The sequence below is a fragment of the Streptomyces sp. NPDC021080 genome (assembly GCF_044333225.1).
Taxonomy (GTDB): domain Bacteria; phylum Actinomycetota; class Actinomycetes; order Streptomycetales; family Streptomycetaceae; genus Streptomyces.
The window spans coordinates 173021-188873 of the sequence record NZ_JBIRQM010000010.1 but is presented as its reverse complement, the minus strand read 5'-3'; the positions used below and the strand labels follow the sequence as shown (position 1 = coordinate 188873).

The 15853-nt window shown below is 71.0% G+C and carries 13 protein-coding genes and 1 pseudogene; 13 read left to right on the top strand and 1 reads right to left on the bottom strand.

Features of this window, described 5'->3' with window-relative positions; all coding sequences use genetic code 11:
• The first annotated feature begins 7 nt into the window (after window positions 1–7).
• The 3 genes from ACH4S8_RS25260 to ftsH all read left to right on the top strand — a co-directional run bounded on the left by ACH4S8_RS25260 (window position 8) and on the right by ftsH (window position 6416).
• On the top strand, window positions 8–2467 hold the full coding sequence (locus tag ACH4S8_RS25260) for a [protein-PII] uridylyltransferase (RefSeq protein ID WP_398397706.1): 2460 nt from the start codon (window positions 8–10) through the stop codon (window positions 2465–2467).
• 326 nt (window positions 2468–2793) lie between these two features.
• Window positions 2794–4347, top strand: coding sequence for a signal recognition particle protein (gene ffh / locus ACH4S8_RS25255; RefSeq protein WP_398397704.1), 1554 nt, complete (start codon window positions 2794–2796; stop codon window positions 4345–4347).
• 134 nt (window positions 4348–4481) lie between these two features.
• Entirely contained in the window at window positions 4482–6416 is a 1935-nt protein-coding gene (gene ftsH, locus ACH4S8_RS25250; protein ID WP_398397702.1) for an ATP-dependent zinc metalloprotease FtsH, read from the top strand.
• Between the two features lie 192 nt (window positions 6417–6608).
• Here ftsH and ACH4S8_RS25245 read toward each other — a convergent pair whose 3' ends face one another.
• A complete protein-coding gene (locus tag ACH4S8_RS25245; protein WP_398397699.1) occupies window positions 6609–7466 on the bottom strand; it encodes an SAM-dependent methyltransferase in 858 nt (285 codons plus the stop codon).
• Window positions 7467–7666: 200 nt separating this feature from the next.
• On the opposite strand from ACH4S8_RS25245, the gene proS reads away from it, so the two are divergent.
• The 10 genes and pseudogenes from proS (at window position 7667) to lepB (ACH4S8_RS25195) (ending at window position 15700) form a co-directional block, all read left to right on the top strand.
• On the top strand, window positions 7667–9082 hold the full coding sequence (proS, locus tag ACH4S8_RS25240) for a proline--tRNA ligase (protein WP_398397697.1): 1416 nt from the start codon (window positions 7667–7669) through the stop codon (window positions 9080–9082).
• Window positions 9083–9333: 251 nt separating this feature from the next.
• Window positions 9334–9930, top strand: a complete 597-nt coding sequence (locus ACH4S8_RS25235; RefSeq protein WP_037625093.1) for a hypothetical protein — start codon at window positions 9334–9336, stop codon at window positions 9928–9930.
• Window positions 9931–10335: 405 nt separating this feature from the next.
• Complete coding sequence (rpsP, locus tag ACH4S8_RS25230; protein ID WP_398397694.1) at window positions 10336–10755, top strand: 30S ribosomal protein S16; 420 nt, start codon at window positions 10336–10338, stop codon at window positions 10753–10755.
• 2 nt (window positions 10756–10757) lie between these two features.
• The gene (locus ACH4S8_RS25225; RefSeq protein WP_003973401.1) at window positions 10758–10997 is read left to right on the top strand and encodes an RNA-binding protein; all 240 of its coding nucleotides are present in this window, start codon (window positions 10758–10760) and stop codon (window positions 10995–10997) included.
• Between the two features lie 106 nt (window positions 10998–11103).
• Window positions 11104–11691: a ribosome maturation factor RimM gene (gene rimM, locus ACH4S8_RS25220; RefSeq protein ID WP_398397692.1), complete on the top strand. Its 588-nt coding sequence runs from the start codon at window positions 11104–11106 to the stop codon at window positions 11689–11691.
• The gene (gene trmD / locus ACH4S8_RS25215) at window positions 11691–12512 is read left to right on the top strand and encodes a tRNA (guanosine(37)-N1)-methyltransferase TrmD (RefSeq protein ID WP_398397690.1); all 822 of its coding nucleotides are present in this window, start codon (window positions 11691–11693) and stop codon (window positions 12510–12512) included. The genes rimM and trmD overlap by 1 nt, the downstream gene beginning before the upstream one ends.
• Before the next feature lie 131 nt (window positions 12513–12643).
• Window positions 12644–12994: a 50S ribosomal protein L19 gene (gene rplS, locus ACH4S8_RS25210; protein ID WP_398397688.1), complete on the top strand. Its 351-nt coding sequence runs from the start codon at window positions 12644–12646 to the stop codon at window positions 12992–12994.
• 79 nt (window positions 12995–13073) lie between these two features.
• Entirely contained in the window at window positions 13074–13790 is a 717-nt protein-coding gene (lepB, locus tag ACH4S8_RS25205; protein WP_398397686.1) for a signal peptidase I, read from the top strand.
• Window positions 13783–14871 (top strand): annotated as a pseudogene (gene lepB, locus ACH4S8_RS25200) (signal peptidase I); the annotation flags it as partial. The gene lepB (ACH4S8_RS25205) and the pseudogene lepB (ACH4S8_RS25200), both read left to right, overlap by 8 nt.
• A complete protein-coding gene (gene lepB, locus ACH4S8_RS25195; RefSeq protein WP_398397684.1) occupies window positions 14759–15700 on the top strand; it encodes a signal peptidase I in 942 nt (313 codons plus the stop codon). The pseudogene lepB (ACH4S8_RS25200) and the gene lepB (ACH4S8_RS25195), both read left to right, overlap by 113 nt.
• The last annotated feature ends 153 nt before the right edge of the window (window positions 15701–15853 follow it).

The following is a 15853-nucleotide window of genomic DNA, read 5'->3' as shown; positions in this document are numbered from 1 at the left end:
TCGCTGGGTGACGAGCACGGACACGCGAGTGGAAGCAGAGGACTCGGGACCCAGCGGCTACGCGGCGGCCCGGCTGCGCCTCCTCCAGGAGGGGGCGCGGTCCGGGCCGCCGCGCCGTGCGGCCCTCGCGGAACTGACGGACGACTGGCTGGCCGGCCTGTTCACCGCCGGATCCCAGGGCCTGCGCGGGGTCTCCCTCGTCGCCGTCGGCGGCTACGGCCGCGGCGAACTCTCCCCCCGCAGCGACCTCGACCTGCTCCTCCTGCACGACGGCTCCGACTCCGGCGCCGTCGCCACCCTGGCCGACCGCGTCTGGTACCCCGTCTGGGACCTGGGCCTCGATCTCGACCACTCGGTCCGCACCCCGGTCGAGGCCCGCAAGACCGCCGCCGACGACCTCAAGGTGCAGCTCGGCCTCCTCGACGCCCGCCACATCGCCGGCGACCTCGGCCTCACCGCCGGACTGCGCACCGCCGTCCTCGCCGACTGGCGCAACCAGGCTCCCAAACGGCTGCCCGAACTCCAGGAACTGTGCGCGGAGCGCGCCGAACGCCAGGGCGAACTCCAGTACCTCCTCGAACCCGACCTGAAGGAGGCGCGCGGCGGACTGCGCGACGCCACCGCGCTGCGCGCCGTCGCCGCGTCCTGGCTCGCGGACGCTCCCCGCGAAGGGCTCACCGACGCCCGCCGCCGGCTCCTGGACGTCCGTGACGCCCTGCACCTGGCCACCGGCCGCGCCACCGACCGCCTCGCCCTCCAGGAACAGGACCAGGTCGCCGCCGAACTCGGCCTCCTCGACGCCGACACCCTGCTGCGCCAGGTCTACGAGGCCGCGCGCGTCGTGTCGTACGCCAGCGACGTCACCTGGCGCGAAGTCGGACGCGTCCTGCGCTCGCGCGCCGTACGTCCGCGGCTGCGCGCCATGCTGGGCGGAGGCAAGCCCGTCGCCGAACGCTCCCCCCTCGCGGAGGGCGTGGTCGAACAGGACGGCGAGGTCGTGCTCGCCCGCGCCGCCCGGCCCGAACGCGACCCCGTGCTCCCGCTGCGCGCCGCGGCCGCCGCCGCGCAGGCGGACCTCCCGCTCTCCCTGCACGCCGTACGGCGCATGGCCGCCGCCGCGCGCCCCCTCCCCACGCCCTGGCCCGCCGAGGCCCGCGAACAGCTGGTCACCCTCCTCGGCTCCGGTCGTCCGACCATCGAGGTCTGGGAGGCACTGGAGGCGGAAGGACTGATCACCCGGCTGCTGCCCGACTGGGAGCGGGTCCGCTGCCGGCCGCAGCGCAACGCCGTCCACATCTGGACCGTCGACCGCCACCTCATCGAGACGGCCGTCCGAGCCTCCGAACTGACCCGCCGCGTCGGCCGCCCCGACCTCCTGCTCGTCGCCGCCCTGCTGCACGACATCGGCAAGGGCTGGCCCGGCGACCACTCCGTGGCCGGCGAGATCATCGCCCGTGACGTGGCCGCCCGCATCGGCTTCGACCGCGTCGACGTCACCGTGCTCGCCACCCTCGTACGCCACCACCTGCTGCTCGTCGACACCGCGACGCGGCGTGACCTGGAGGACCCGGCCACCGTCCGCTCGGTCGCCGAGGCCGTCGGCTCCCAGGGCACCCTGGAACTGCTGCACGCGCTGACCGAGGCGGACGCGCTCGCCACCGGGCCCGCCGCCTGGTCCTCCTGGCGCGGATCCCTCGTCGCCGACCTGGTCAAACGGGTCTCGGCGGTGCTCTCCGGCGACGCGCCCGAGGAGCCCGAGGCCGCCGCGCCGACCGCCGAGATGGAACGCCTCGCGATCGAGGCGTTCCGCACCGGCGGACCCGTCCTGGCCCTGCGCGCGCAGACGGAATCCCTCGACACCGAGGCCACCTCCGACACCGACCCGGACGACCCGGAGCCGCTCGGCGTGGAACTCCTCATCGCCGTCCCCGACCAGCCCGGGGTGCTCCCCTCCGTGGCCGGCGTCCTCGCCATGCACCGGCTGACCGTCCGCACCGCGGAGCTGCGCGCCCTGGACCTGCCCGACGGTGTCGAGGGCTCCGTCCTGCTGCTCAACTGGCGCGTCGCCGCCGAGTACGGCTCCCTGCCGCAGGCCGCCCGGCTGCGCGCCGACCTCGTACGCGCCCTCGACGGCTCCCTCGACATCGCCGCCCGCCTCGCCGAGCGCGACGCCGCCTATCCGCGCCGCCGGGGCGTCGTCGCGCCCCCCGCGCGGGTGACCGTCGCGCCCGCCGCGTCCCGGCTGGCCACGGTCATCGAGGTCCGCGCCCATGACGCCCCGGGCCTGCTGCACCGCATCGGGCGGGCCCTGGAGAGGGCGCGGGTGCGCGTACGGAGCATGCACGTCTCGACCCTCGGCGCGAACGCCGTGGACGCCTTCTACGTGACGGGCGCGAAGGGGGAGCCCCTGCCGGGGGAGGAGGCGGCCTCGGTGGCACGGGCCCTGGAGGAGGCGCTGCGGGCCTGAACCGACGGCCGCCACCGTGCCCGGCGGCCCCGACCACGGCAAGGCGCCACGGGCCGGCTCCCCGTTGCCGTCGGCCTCGCGGTCACCGGATCCGTGGTCGTCGGTCCTGCGGTCGTCCCCGGTGTCGAGCGGGCATGTGATCTCCGCGACCCCGGGGGCCGTCCGGTCGTCGGACACCGGTCCGGGAGGGGCCGGGGAGCCGCGCCCCGCCGCCGCGAGCTCCTTCCCCGCCCGATGAATGCGGTGTGCGGGGACGAATCGCTTGCGGGGACAGATACCCTGGAGGGCAGCCCGAAACGACCCCGACTCCGAGGACCGAAGCCACCGTGTTCGATACCCTCTCCGACCGCCTCAGCGCGACGTTCAAAAACCTCCGCGGCAAGGGGCGCCTCAGTGAGGCGGACATCGACGCCACGGCACGCGAGATCCGCATCGCGCTCCTCGAAGCCGATGTCGCCCTGCCCGTCGTCCGCACGTTCATCAAGAACGTCAAGGAACGGGCCATGGGCAGCGAGGTCTCCAGGGCCCTCAACCCCGCCCAGCAGGTCCTGAAGATCGTCAACGACGAGCTCGTCACGATCCTCGGCGGCGAGACCCGCCGTCTGCGGTTCGCCAAGAACCCGCCCACCGTGATCATGCTCGCGGGCCTCCAGGGCGCGGGCAAGACCACGCTCGCCGGAAAGCTCGCCAAGTGGCTCAAGGACCAGGGCCACTCCCCGATCCTCGTCGCCGCCGACCTCCAGCGCCCCAACGCGGTGAACCAGCTCAGCGTCGTCGCCGAGCGCGCGGGCGTCGCCGTCTACGCCCCCGAGCCGGGCAACGGCGTCGGCGACCCGGTCAAGGTCGCCAAGGACTCCATCGAGTTCGCCAAGGCCAAGGTCCACGACATCGTGATCGTGGACACCGCCGGCCGCCTCGGTATCGACCAGGAGCTGATGCAGCAGGCCGCGGACATCCGCGACGCCGTCAGCCCGGACGAGATCCTCTTCGTCGTCGACGCGATGATCGGCCAGGACGCCGTCAACACGGCCGAGGCCTTCCGCGACGGCGTCGGCTTCGACGGCGTGGTGCTCTCCAAGCTCGACGGTGACGCCCGCGGTGGTGCCGCCCTGTCGATCCGGCAGATCACCGGCAAGCCGATCATGTTCGCCTCGAACGGCGAGAAGCTCGACGACTTCGACGCCTTCCACCCGGACCGGATGGCTTCCCGCATCCTCGACATGGGTGACCTCCTCACCCTGATCGAGCAGGCGGAGAAGACGTTCAGCCAGGAAGAGGCCGAGAAGATGGCCTCCAAGCTGGCGTCCAAGAAGGGCCAGGACTTCACCCTGGACGACTTCCTGGCCCAGATGGAGCAGGTCCGGAAGATGGGCAGCATCAGCAAGCTGCTCGGCATGCTCCCGGGCATGGGCCAGATCAAGGACCAGATCAACAACCTGGACGAGCGGGACGTCGACCGTGTCGGCGCGATCATCAAGTCGATGACCCCGGGCGAGCGCCAGGACCCGACGATCATCAACGGCTCGCGCCGCGCCCGTATCGCCAAGGGTTCCGGCGTCGAGGTCAGCGCGGTCAAGGGCCTGGTGGAGCGCTTCTTCGAGGCCCGCAAGATGATGTCCCGCATGGCCCAGGGCGGCGGGATGCCGGGCATGCCCGGGATGCCGGGCATGGGCGGCGGCCCCGGCCGCGCCAAGAAGAAGCCGAAGGTGGCCAAGGGCAAGCAGCGCTCCGGCAACCCGATGAAGCGCAAGCAGCAGGAGGAAGAGGAGGCCGCCCGCCGCGAGGCCGGCGCCCAGGGCGGCAACGCCTTCGGCCTCCCGCAGCAGAACGCCCAGGACAACTTCGAGCTGCCGGACGAGTTCAAGAAGTTCATGGGCTGACGCCCGGCGACGCGCTCCCGTCCCGTACGGGAGCGCCGTCGTGACGCCCGCTGGGGGCGCTCCTCACCACGAGGGGCGCCCCCAGCGGCATGACCGCGGGTGCCGCTGTCCGCCATCTGTCGTAACGTCCCTTTATGAGCAATCCCGTGCCACCCCGCAAGGCACCGGACCAGCCGTGGCGTACCGAGGGCACCCCGCCCGAGCCGACACCGCCGTCGGGCGGCCGGCGGAAGCTCCCCGGCGGCTGGTGGAGCCTGGCCCTGGCCGCGCTCATCGTGTTCCTGATCGCCAACCTGGTGCTGTCCTTCTACAACCAGGGCAACGAGCCGACGATCTCGTACACGGAGTTCAGCCGGCAGGTCGACGACGGCAACGTCACCAAGATCTACGCCAAGGGCGACGCGATCCAGGGACAGCTCAAGAACTCCCAGGAGAAGCCCGGCGGCAACGGGAAATACACCAAGTTCAAGACGCAGCGCCCGGTCTTCGCGGACGACAAGCTCTGGGACAACCTGCAGAAACACGACGTCACGGTGACCGCCTCGCCGGTGGTCCAGGAACGCAGTTTCCTGTTCAACCTGCTGATCTCGCTCGCCCCGATGATCCTGCTCGTCGTCCTGTGGATCTTCATCGCCCGGCGGATGGGCTCCGGCATGGGCGGCGCGGGCGGCATGCTCGGCCGCAAGACGCCCCCGAAACCGGTCGAACTCGTGCCCGGCGGCAAGCGCACGACGTTCTCGGACGTGGCCGGCATCGACGAGGTGGCCGGTGAGGTCGACGACGTCGTGGACTTCCTCAAGAACCCCGACGCCTACCGCAGGATGGGCGCGAAGATGCCGCGTGGCGTGCTCCTGGCGGGCCCGCCCGGCACGGGAAAGACCCTGCTGGCCCGGGCGGTCGCGGGCGAGGCCGGCGTCCCGTTCTTCTCCGCCTCGGCCTCCGAGTTCATCGAGATGATCGTGGGCGTCGGCGCCTCGCGCGTGCGCGAACTGTTCGCCGAGGCCCGCAAGGTGGCCCCGTCCATCATCTTCATCGACGAGATCGACACCATCGGACGGTCACGGTCGGGCGGCTCCGCCATGGGAGGCCACGACGAGCGCGAGCAGACGCTCAACCAGATCCTCACCGAGATGGACGGCTTCTCCGGCTCGGAGGGCGTCATCGTCATCGCCGCCACCAACCGGGCGGACATCCTGGACCCGGCGCTGACCCGCCCGGGCCGCTTCGACCGCGTCGTCAACGTCTCGCCCCCCGACCGCGGGGGCCGGGAGGCGATCCTGGAGATCCACACCCGCGAGATCCCGCTCGCCCCCGACGTGAATCTGACCCAGGTGGCCCGGACGACCCCGGGCATGACCGGTGCCGACCTCGCCAACCTCGCCAACGAGGCCGCCCTCCTCGCCGTCAAGCGCAAGCAGTCCGAGGTGACCCAGAGCGACCTCTCCGAAGCGCTCGAGAAGGTCCAGCTCGGCGCCGAACGCTCCCTGGTCATGCCGTACGAGGAACGCCGCCGCACGGCGTACCACGAGAGCGGCCACGCCCTCCTCGGGATGCTGCGGCCCGGCGCCGACCCGGTCCGCAAGATCACCATCGTCCCGCGCGGCCGCGCCCTCGGCGTCACCCTCTCGACGCCGGACGCGGACCGGTACGCGTACACCGAGGAATACCTGCGCGGCCGGATCATCGGCGCCCTCGGCGGCATGGCCGCCGAACACGTCGTCTACGACGTCATCACCACGGGCTCGGAGAACGACCTGGAACAGGTCACGAACCTCGCCCGCGGGATGGTGGCCCGCTGGGGCATGAGCGAACGCGTGGGCCGGCTGTCCGCGCTGCCGGGCGACGCCCAGCAGGCCTACGGCCTCGCGGCCGCCCCGGGCACCCTCGACTCGATCGACCACGAGATGCGCCGCATCGTCGACGAGTGCTACGAGGAGGCCTGCCAGAAGCTCCGTGAGCACCGGGGACAACTGGACGCCCTCGCGGAGGCGCTCCTCGCGAACGAGACCCTGGAGGAGGCCGAGGCGTACCGGATCGCCGGAGTGCCGCGGACGGCCAAGGAGGTGTGAACCCGGCACCCGACGACATGCCCGGACCCCCCGAGCCACCGCACCCCCCGCACCCGAGCCACCGCACCCCCGCAGCCGGGTACGCGCGGGAGGGGCCGTGCCGGTGCATCGATGCCCGTCGCCACCGACGATCACGCCTCACCCGACAGCGACGGGCTGATGCACCGGCACGGCCCCGACCCCCGACCGGTCTCAGGGTGTACGGGCGATCAGATACCGGAACACGTTCGGCATCCAGACGGTCCCGTCGCGCCGCAGATGAGGATGCAGCGCCTCGGTCACCTCCTTGTCGACCTGCGCCTGGTCGGTGGCGGCGACCGCGGCGTCGAAGAGCCCGGTGGAGAGCAGCCCGCGCACGGCACTGTCCACATCCGCGTAGCCGAACGGGCAGGCCACCCGGCCCGAGCCGTCCGGCCGCAGCCCGGCCCGCTGGGCGACCTCCTCCAGGTCGTCCCGGCAGGCGGCACGCCAGCTCGCCGCGCCGCGCAGCGGATCCGCCAGCTTGGTGGCCACCCGCAGCACCGCCGAAGTGGCGCACCGCTCCGGCGGCCCCCACCCGACCAGCACCACGGGCGCCCCCCGGCCGACGAGCGGTGCCGCCTGCGCGAGCAGCGAGACGAGCCCCGCGGAGTCGCCGGCCACGCAGCCGATCGGCTCGAACGCGGTCACCAGGCTGTATGCCGGCGCTCCCTCGGCCACCGCGTCCCGAGGGGACCCGGCCACGATCCGGGCCTCGGCCCGGAGACCCGCGCCCGGTTCCTGCGGCAGCAGACGTTCCCGCGCGAGGGTCAGCCGTTCGGGTGAAGAGGCGTCGACACCCGTGACCGCGGCGCCGCGGGAGGCCGCCATCAACAGGGCGAGCCCGGACCCGCAGCCGAGCCCGAGCAGCCTGGTGCCGCCGCCCACTTCGAGCCGCTCGTAGACGGCCTCGTAGAGCGGTACCAGCATCCGCTCCTGAATCTCGGCCCAGTCACGCGCGCGTGCCACCCGGTCCGAGCGGGGCGATGGGCCCGCATGAGGAAGGTGCTGCCGCACGAGCGTAGGTGTCATCGAAAGTGCCCCAATCCGCCGAGAGTTGTCGCCGGGCCCCCTTTCCTCCGCCCCCGCGCGTAAGGCCCGCACTCCCCCCGTATGTCAGGTAACTCCGCGCTCGACGTGCCGTCCAGGGGTCGCGGGGGCCCGATGTCGCCCCGGGCGCGAAAGGCTCAAGAATTCACATACCGGCAACGTGGGCCCGTAGCATCACCCGCATGGCAAAGGCACCCGTTCTCACGCCCCGGTCGGACGATTTCCCGCGCTGGTACCAGGACGTGATCAACAAGGCCGAGCTCGCCGACAACGGACCGGTCCGCGGCACCATGGTCATTCGGCCGTACGGGTACGGGCTGTGGGAGCGGATGCAGCAGGAGATGGACGCCCGCATCAAGGAGGCGGGTGCCCAGAACGCGTACTTCCCGCTGTTCATCCCGCAGTCTTACCTGACCCGGGAGGCGGAGCACGTCGAGGGCTTCGCCCCCGAGCTCGCGGTCGTCACGCACGGCGGCGGCAAGGAGCTGGAGGAGCCCGTCGTCGTCCGCCCCACCTCCGAGACGATCGTCAACGAGTACTTCTCCAAATGGGTGCAGAGCTACCGCGATCTGCCGCTGCTGATCAACCAGTGGGCGAACGTGGTCCGTTGGGAGATGCGCCCGCGGGTGTTCCTGAGGACGACCGAATTCCTCTGGCAGGAGGGCCACACCGCGCACGCCACCTACGAGGACGCCCGGGACTACGCCGCGCACATCCACAAGGAGGTGTACGCCGACTTCATGGTGAACGTCCTCGGCATCGATGTCGTCCTTGGCCGGAAGACGGCGAGCGAGCGGTTCGCCGGTGCCGTCAACACCCTCACCCTCGAAGCGATGATGGGCGACGGCAAGGCGCTCCAGATGGGCACCAGTCACGAGCTGGGGCAGAACTTCGCGAAGGCGTTCGCGACGCAGTACCTGTCCAGGGACGGGAAGCAGGAGCTCGTCTGGCAGACCTCCTGGGGGTCCTCGACCCGCATGGTGGGTGGCCTGATCATGTCGCACGGCGATGACAGCGGGTTGCGGGTGCCGCCCCGGCTCGCCCCGGTACAGGTCGTCGTCCTCGCGATCAAGGGGGACCAGGCCGTTCTGGCCAAGGTCCACGAGATCGGCGACCGGCTGACCGCGGCGGGTCTGCGGGTCCGGGTCGACGACCGTACGGACACCCCGTTCGGGCGCCGCGCCGTCGACTGGGAACTGAAGGGTGTCCCCGTACGGGTCGAGGTCGGCCCCCGTGACCTGGAGAGCGGCACGGCGATGCTGGCCCGCCGCATCCCCGGGGGCAAGGAGCCCGTGGCCCTCGACGCACTGGCGGCCCTGCTCCCCGGCGTCATGGAGGAGGACCAGGCGCTGCTCCTGAGGCAGTCCCGTGAGCGCCGCGAGTCCCGTACGTCGGACGTGTCGACCATCGACGCGGCCGTGGAGGCCGCCCTGGCCGGCGGCTGGGCCCGCATCCCCTGGGCCGACCTCGGCGAAGAGGGCGAGGCCAGGCTCGCCGAGCACGCGGTGACCGTACGGTGTCTGGTCGCCGAGGACGGGTCGGTGCCCGGCGCCGACGACACACCCGGTAACGTCGCGGTCGTCGCCCGCGCCTACTGAGCGGGACCGCAGGGCGGCCGAAACACCTCTTGCGCATCTGCCGGCCACAGGTGTCCCGGCGTGCGGATGCCGCCTACGCGCCGGGGCGTACGTGTGCCTACGTACCGCCTTGGTACGAGCTGCGATGCTTCTCCGCAGATCAGCGCACCCGCCCTCGTCGGGACGCATCAGTGGCAACTGACGGGTACGTGCAAATTATTTGGGATGCCCCGTAATAGGAACACCGAGGCACTCCCGCTCGTTGTCATTACGTGAGCACGACACCACCTGTTCTCGCCGCAGAGCTGGCAGGGGCGTGGGCCGACATTCAGCGGCACCACCCCGAACTGCCCGATCTTGCCGCGCCAGAGTCCCTGATCGGAGAATCGTCGTCCGCCTGCGGACACGAGCTCTCCTTCGAGCGACTGCTTCACGAAGCAGTCCATGGCATCGCCGCCGCCCGCGGGGTCCGCGACACCTCGCGCGCCGGCCGCTATCACAACCGCAGATTCCTGGCGATCGCCGAGGAACTGGGCCTCGACCATCCCGAGGAGCCGCATCCCAGCAGCGGCTTCTCGCTGGTCACGCTCAATCCCGAGGCGAAACGCCGCTACCGCCCGACCATCGAGCGGCTCCAGCGCGCGCTGAAGGCCCACACGGCCGCCACGTCCGCGGACACCGCCCGCTCGTTCCGTGGTCCGGCCGCACGCCACGGCTCCTCCGGGGGAGGTGTCCGCGTCAAGGCCGTCTGCGACTGCGGGCGCAACGTGCGCGTGGTGCCGTCCGTCCTCGCGCAGGCGCCGATCGTGTGCGGAGGGTGCGGCAAACCCTTCCGCATCCCGGAGGTGGTCGGGGCCGCCGCCGGCTGAGGTGCGTGCTCCACCGGCGTCTCGTGGGTGCCGGAGCAGTTCGCGCGGCCCGTGAGCAGTCGTGCCTCCCCCACCCGCCCTCGGGCGGGTGGGGGAATTCAGGAGGCACGAGTGCGCGCGGGCGACAGCTCTCCGACGCCGCCGACGGCCGGCCCACGCCGTCCTCTGCCCGATGGGCACCCGGAACGCCGGGTGCCCGTCAGGTGTGCGCTCGTTCAGGTGTCGGCCCGGGCACCCTCGGTCCGGGCGGAGCGCAGGATGTGGCAGAATGGCTAGCTGTACTCGACAGCCGCATAGGACCCCTCTCTCCTCCGGCTGACGCGTCCATCGGGCACTCGGGTACCGCAACCCCACGCGGCCATCTCTGCGTGCCCAACCCCGTCAAGACCAGGAGACACCACTTCCGTGGCAGTCAAGATCAAGCTGAAGCGTCTGGGCAAGATCCGTTCGCCTCACTACCGCATCGTCGTCGCCGACTCCCGTACCCGCCGTGACGGCCGGGCCATCGAGGAGATCGGCCTGTACCACCCGGTGCAGAACCCCTCGCGCATCGAGGTCGACTCGGACCGTGCGCAGTACTGGCTGGGTGTCGGCGCGCAGCCGACCGAGCCCGTGCTCGCCATCCTGAAGCTGACCGGTGACTGGCAGAAGTTCAAGGGCCTGCCGGCCCCGGCTCCGCTGCTCGTCGCCGAGCCGAAGGCCGCGCGCCCGCTGTTCGACGCCCTCGGTGGCGAGGACACGGGCAAGGGTGAGGCCATCACCCAGAAGAAGAAGGCTGAGAAGAAGGACGAGGCTTCGGCCGAGTCCGAGTCGACCGAGGCCTGAGCATGCTCGAGGAGGCTCTCGAGCACCTCGTGAAGGGCATCGTCGACAACCCCGACGACGTGCAGGTCGCTTCCCGCAACCTGCGCCGCGGGCGCGTTCTCGAGGTCCGGGTCCACCCGGACGACCTCGGCAAGGTGATCGGCCGCAACGGCCGCACCGCGCGCGCTCTGCGCACCGTCGTGGGCGCCATCGGCGGCCGCGGTGTCCGCGTCGACCTCGTCGACGTGGATCACGTCCGCTGACGTAACAGGCAGCACCGGCTCGGGCCGGGGAGGGCTTACGAGCCGTCCCCGGCCCGTAGTCGTTCAAGAAGCATTGCCGTCGGCATACGACAGGAGATCAAGCACAGTGCAGCTGGTAGTCGCTCGCGTCGGCCGTGCCCACGGCATCAAGGGCGAGGTCACCGTGGAGGTCCGCACCGACGAGCCGGAGCTGCGGCTCGGCCCCGGTGCCGTCCTGCTCACCGATCCGGCCTCCACCGGACCACTGACCATCGAGACGGGCCGCGTCCACAGCGGCCGTCTCCTGCTGCGCTTCGCGGGCGTGCGGGACCGCAACGCCGCCGAGGCCCTGCGCAACACCCTGCTGATCGCCGAGGTCGACCCGGACGAGACGCCGGAGGACCCGGACGAGTATTACGACCACCAGTTGATGGACCTGGACGTGGTCACCACGGACGGCGCCGAGGTCGGACGCATCACGGAGATCTCGCACCTGCCCTCGCAGGACCTGTTCGTGGTCGAGCGCCCGGACGGGACCGAGGTGCTGATCCCGTTCGTGGAGGAGATCGTCGTCGAGATCGACCTGGAGGAGCAGCGGGCCGTCATCGACCCGCCGCCCGGACTGATCGACGACGAGGCCGAGGTCGTCTCCACCAGGGACGAGGAGAGCGGCTCCGCCGGGGCCGGCGAGGACGCCGCGGGGGCCGACGCCTGATGCGGCTCGACGTGGTCACGATCTTCCCCGAGTACCTGGACCCCCTGAACGTCTCGCTGGTCGGCAAGGCCCGCGCGCGCGGACAGCTGAACGTGCACGTGCACGATCTGCGGGACTGGACGTACGACCGTCACAACACGGTCGACGACACGCCCTACGGCGGCGGTCCCGGCATGGTCATGAAGACCGAGCCCTGGGGCGAGGCCCTGGACTCCGCCCTGGCGGACGGATACGAGACGGGCGCCCACGGCCCCGCCCTCGTGGTCCCCACCCCCAGCGGGCGCCCGTTCACCCAGCAGCTCGCCGTCGAGCTCTCCGAGCGCCCCTGGCTGGTCTTCACGCCCGCGCGCTACGAGGGCATCGACCGCCGCGTGATCGACGAGTACGCGACCCGGATGCCCGTCTACGAGGTCTCCATCGGCGACTACGTCCTCGCCGGCGGCGAGGCGGCCGTCCTCGTCGTCACCGAGGCCGTGGCGCGACTGCTGCCGGGTGTCCTCGGCAACGCCGAGTCCCACCGGGACGACTCCTTCGCCCCCGGGGCCATGGCCAACCTCCTGGAGGGCCCGGTGTACACCAAGCCCCCGCGGTGGCGCGGCCGTGAGATCCCCGACGTACTGGTCAGCGGCCACCACGGGAAGATCGCCCGCTGGCGCCGCGACGAGGCCCTGCGCCGTACGGCGGCGAACCGGCCCGACCTCATCGAGCGCTGCGACGCCTCCGCCTTCGACAAGAAGGACCGCGAGATGCTCTCGATCCTGGGCTGGCGGCCGGACCCCGACGGCCGATTTTGGCGCAGGCCCGAGGCCGTGGAAGAATAGGCCGCTGCTCTCCGTCGTCCGGCGTGCGCCCCTGCCACAGGGGGACACGACGCCCGCCCCGACGAGACGGCATCCTCTTCGAACCTCTCTCCCGTTGATGACCTGTGGCATCAGCGAAGAAAGCAGACAAAATGTCGCACCTGCTCGACTCCGTCGACGGCGCCTCGCTGCGCACCGACGTCCCGGCCTTCCGCCCGGGTGACACCGTCAACGTCCACGTCCGCGTCATCGAGGGCAACCGCTCCCGTGTGCAGCAGTTCAAGGGCGTAGTCATCCGCCGCCAGGGCTCGGGTGTCCGCGAGACCTTCACGGTCCGCAAGGTCTCGTTCTCCGTCGGCGTCGAGCGCACCTTCCCGGTGCACACCCCGATCGTCGAGAAGATCGAGCTCGTCACCCGCGGTGACGTCCGTCGCGCGAAGCTGTACTACCTCCGTGAGCTGCGCGGCAAGGCCGCGAAGATCAAGGAGAAGCGCGACAACTGAGCTCTTCCGTCGCGGTGACCCGTCGGTGACCGAGCCGGTAAGAAGGTGTCTCAGACAGGCCGGATAGCATCTGGCCCCGATGGACACCGAAGCACAGCCCGTGGAGCGCGACCGCTCCTCCCGCCCTTCCGCTTCCGAGGAGATCTCGGACACAGCGGGGCCGGAGGAGCGGTCGCGTTCTGCGTTCGTGGACAAGGCCGCCGACTGGCTTCCCGGGGGCCGGATCACCCTGACCGTGCTGATCTGTCTGGTATTTCTGCTGCTGGTCAGCCGCTTCGTGATGCAGCCGTTCGAAATTCCCAGCGGCTCCATGGAGTCCGGATTGAGGATCGGGGACCGCGTTCTCGTAAACAAGTTGGCGTACCGTTTCGGTTCCGAGCCGCAGCGGGGCGATGTCGTCGTCTTCGACGGCACCGGTTATTTCGGGAACGCGGACTACGTCAAACGCGTCGTCGGAGTAGGGGGAGACCACGTGGTCTGCTGCGACAAGGAGGGGAGACTCGAAGTGAACGGCCGATCGGTCGACGAGTCGACATTTCTCTATCGGGGTGACAGCCCGTCCGAGGTGCCCTTCGACATCGTCGTGCCCGAGCGCTCCCTGTTCCTCCTGGGCGATCACCGCAGCCGCTCCAGCGACTCCCGTGATCATCTGGGCTCGCCCGGCGGCGGCATGGTCCCCGTCGGCGATGTCATCGGCAGGGCCGACTGGATCGCCTGGCCCGTGGGCCACTGGACCCGTCTGACACGTCCCGACGCCTACGCGCGTGTACCGGCCGCCGGAGGTGCCCGTGGGTAACCGTGGACGGGCGCGCGGAGTCTCCGCCTCCGCTGCCGACAACCTGCTGCCCACCGGGGCCCGGCGCGCCGCCGGCGGCGCCGCCCGGCCCAGCCGGGTCGAGCGCCGCAAGCTCGCGCGCAAGATCAAGCGGCGCAGGCGCCGCTCGGCGGTCAAGGAGATTCCCCTCCTCGTCGGCGTCGCCGTGCTGATAGCCCTGGTCCTCAAGACGTTCCTCGTCCAGGCCTTCGTGATCCCGTCGGGTTCCATGGAGAACACGATCCAGATCGGCGACCGCGTCCTGGTGGACAAGTTCACCCCCTGGTTCGGCTCCCAGCCCAAGCGCGGTGACGTCGTCGTCTTCAAGGACCCCGGGGGCTGGCTCACGGCCGAGGACGCCCAGAAGAAGCACGACCCCGTGGTCGTCAAGCAGTTCAAGGAGGGACTGACCTTCATCGGTCTGCTGCCCTCCGACAACGAGAAGGACCTGATCAAGCGGGTCGTCGGCCTCGGCGGGGACACCGTCAAGTGCTGTGACGCCCAGGGCCGGGTGACCGTGAACGGCACCCCCCTGACCGAGCCGTACATCTACGCCGGGGACAAACCGTCGGAGTTCTCCTTCGAGGTGAAGGTGCCCGCGGGCCGTCTGTTCGTGCTGGGCGACCACCGGGGCAACTCCGCGGACTCCCGGTACCACCGCAGCGACAAGTTCAGCGGAACCGTCTCCGAGGATTCGGTCGTGGGCCGGGCGATGGTCATCGGCTGGCCCATCGGCCATTGGACCCGGCTGCAGGAGCCGAACACGTTCTCGACGGTGGCCGACGCGCCTGGAGGGTCGGCTTCCGCTCCAGCTCTGTCGCATAGGGTGGCCTCTGCGGATCCAGATGGATTGATCCCGCTCCCGAGCCCTGCGGAACTCCCGCTCGTTATGGGAGTGGTGGGCCTGCGCCGAATACGGCGCGGGCGGCGGCACGGAGTGAGGAGTGGATGTGGGGGATGTGGCGGTCGGCGCGCGTTCTGGGCACGAGGGTCCCGAGGGACAGCCGGAGCGGCCCGAGGATGCGGCTGCCCCGGCCGTAGAACCCGATTCGGGTTCCGGGAGCGGCTCCGAGGACGGTGACGCCTCGACCGGGCGTTCCGGGCGGGACCCGAAGTCCACCAAGCAGCGCTCCTTCTGGAAGGAGCTGCCGATCCTGATCGGCATCGCTCTGGTGCTCGCGCTGATTATCAAGACCTTCCTGGTGCAGGCGTTCTCGATTCCCTCGGACTCGATGCAGAACACCCTCCAGCAGGGTGACCGTGTCCTGGTCGACAAGCTCACTCCGTGGTTCGGCTCCGAGCCGCAGCGGGGCGAGGTCGTCGTCTTCCACGACCCGGACAACTGGCTGGCGGGCGAGCCCACGGCCAACCCGAACGCCCTTCAGACCGTCCTCAGCTGGATCGGCCTGATGCCGTCCGCCGAGGAGAAGGACCTCATCAAGCGGGTCATCGGCGTCGGCGGTGACACCGTCGAGTGCAACGGCACCGGCCCGCTGAAGGTCAACGGCAAGGCGCTGAACGAGACGTCGTACGTGTACGCCGGGAACACCCCGTGCAGCCAGGACGAGGACGGCGGCCAGTTCAAGGTCAAGGTCCCCAAGGGCATGATCTGGGTGATGGGCGACCACCGCCAGAACTCGCGGGACTCGCGCTACAACCAGACGGACAAGCACCACGGCATGGTGCCGGTGAACGACGTCGTCGGCCGCGCCATCGTCAAGGCCTGGCCCATCAACCGCTGGGGCACCCTCCCGGTCCCGGACACCTTCGACCAGCCCGGTCTCGGCGACCAGGCGGCCGCGGCGGTCACCTCGCCGGGCTCCGTGGCTCTGCTGGGCGCGGCGCCGCTGGTGCTGGTGCGCCGCAGGCGCAAGGCGTCCAAGAACGACTGAGACACCGCTCGGCCTTCGGGGCCGGTCGCTCCGGACATGTCCGGAGCGACCGGCCCCGCTCGTTTCCCGTGCGAGCGGCCCCGGATCCGGCCTGCTCGGGCGATCGTGATCGGGAGGGGGCTGACCCCGGACCGTACCCCCGGGTAAGGTGCG

What these genes read in the sequence shown, in the direction of transcription:
- ftsH (WP_398397702.1), top strand. Translation starts at nt 4,482, where the DNA reads ATGAGCAATCCCGTGCCACCCCGCAAGGCACCGGACCAGCCGTGGCGT.
- ACH4S8_RS25245 (WP_398397699.1), bottom strand. Translation starts at nt 7,466, where the DNA reads ATGACACCTACGCTCGTGCGGCAGCACCTTCCTCATGCGGGCCCATCG.
- proS (WP_398397697.1), top strand. Translation starts at nt 7,667, where the DNA reads ATGGCAAAGGCACCCGTTCTCACGCCCCGGTCGGACGATTTCCCGCGC.
- ACH4S8_RS25225 (WP_003973401.1), top strand. Translation starts at nt 10,758, where the DNA reads ATGCTCGAGGAGGCTCTCGAGCACCTCGTGAAGGGCATCGTCGACAAC.
- trmD (WP_398397690.1), top strand. Translation starts at nt 11,691, where the DNA reads ATGCGGCTCGACGTGGTCACGATCTTCCCCGAGTACCTGGACCCCCTG.
- rplS (WP_398397688.1), top strand. Translation starts at nt 12,644, where the DNA reads ATGTCGCACCTGCTCGACTCCGTCGACGGCGCCTCGCTGCGCACCGAC.
- lepB (WP_398397686.1), top strand. Translation starts at nt 13,074, where the DNA reads ATGGACACCGAAGCACAGCCCGTGGAGCGCGACCGCTCCTCCCGCCCT.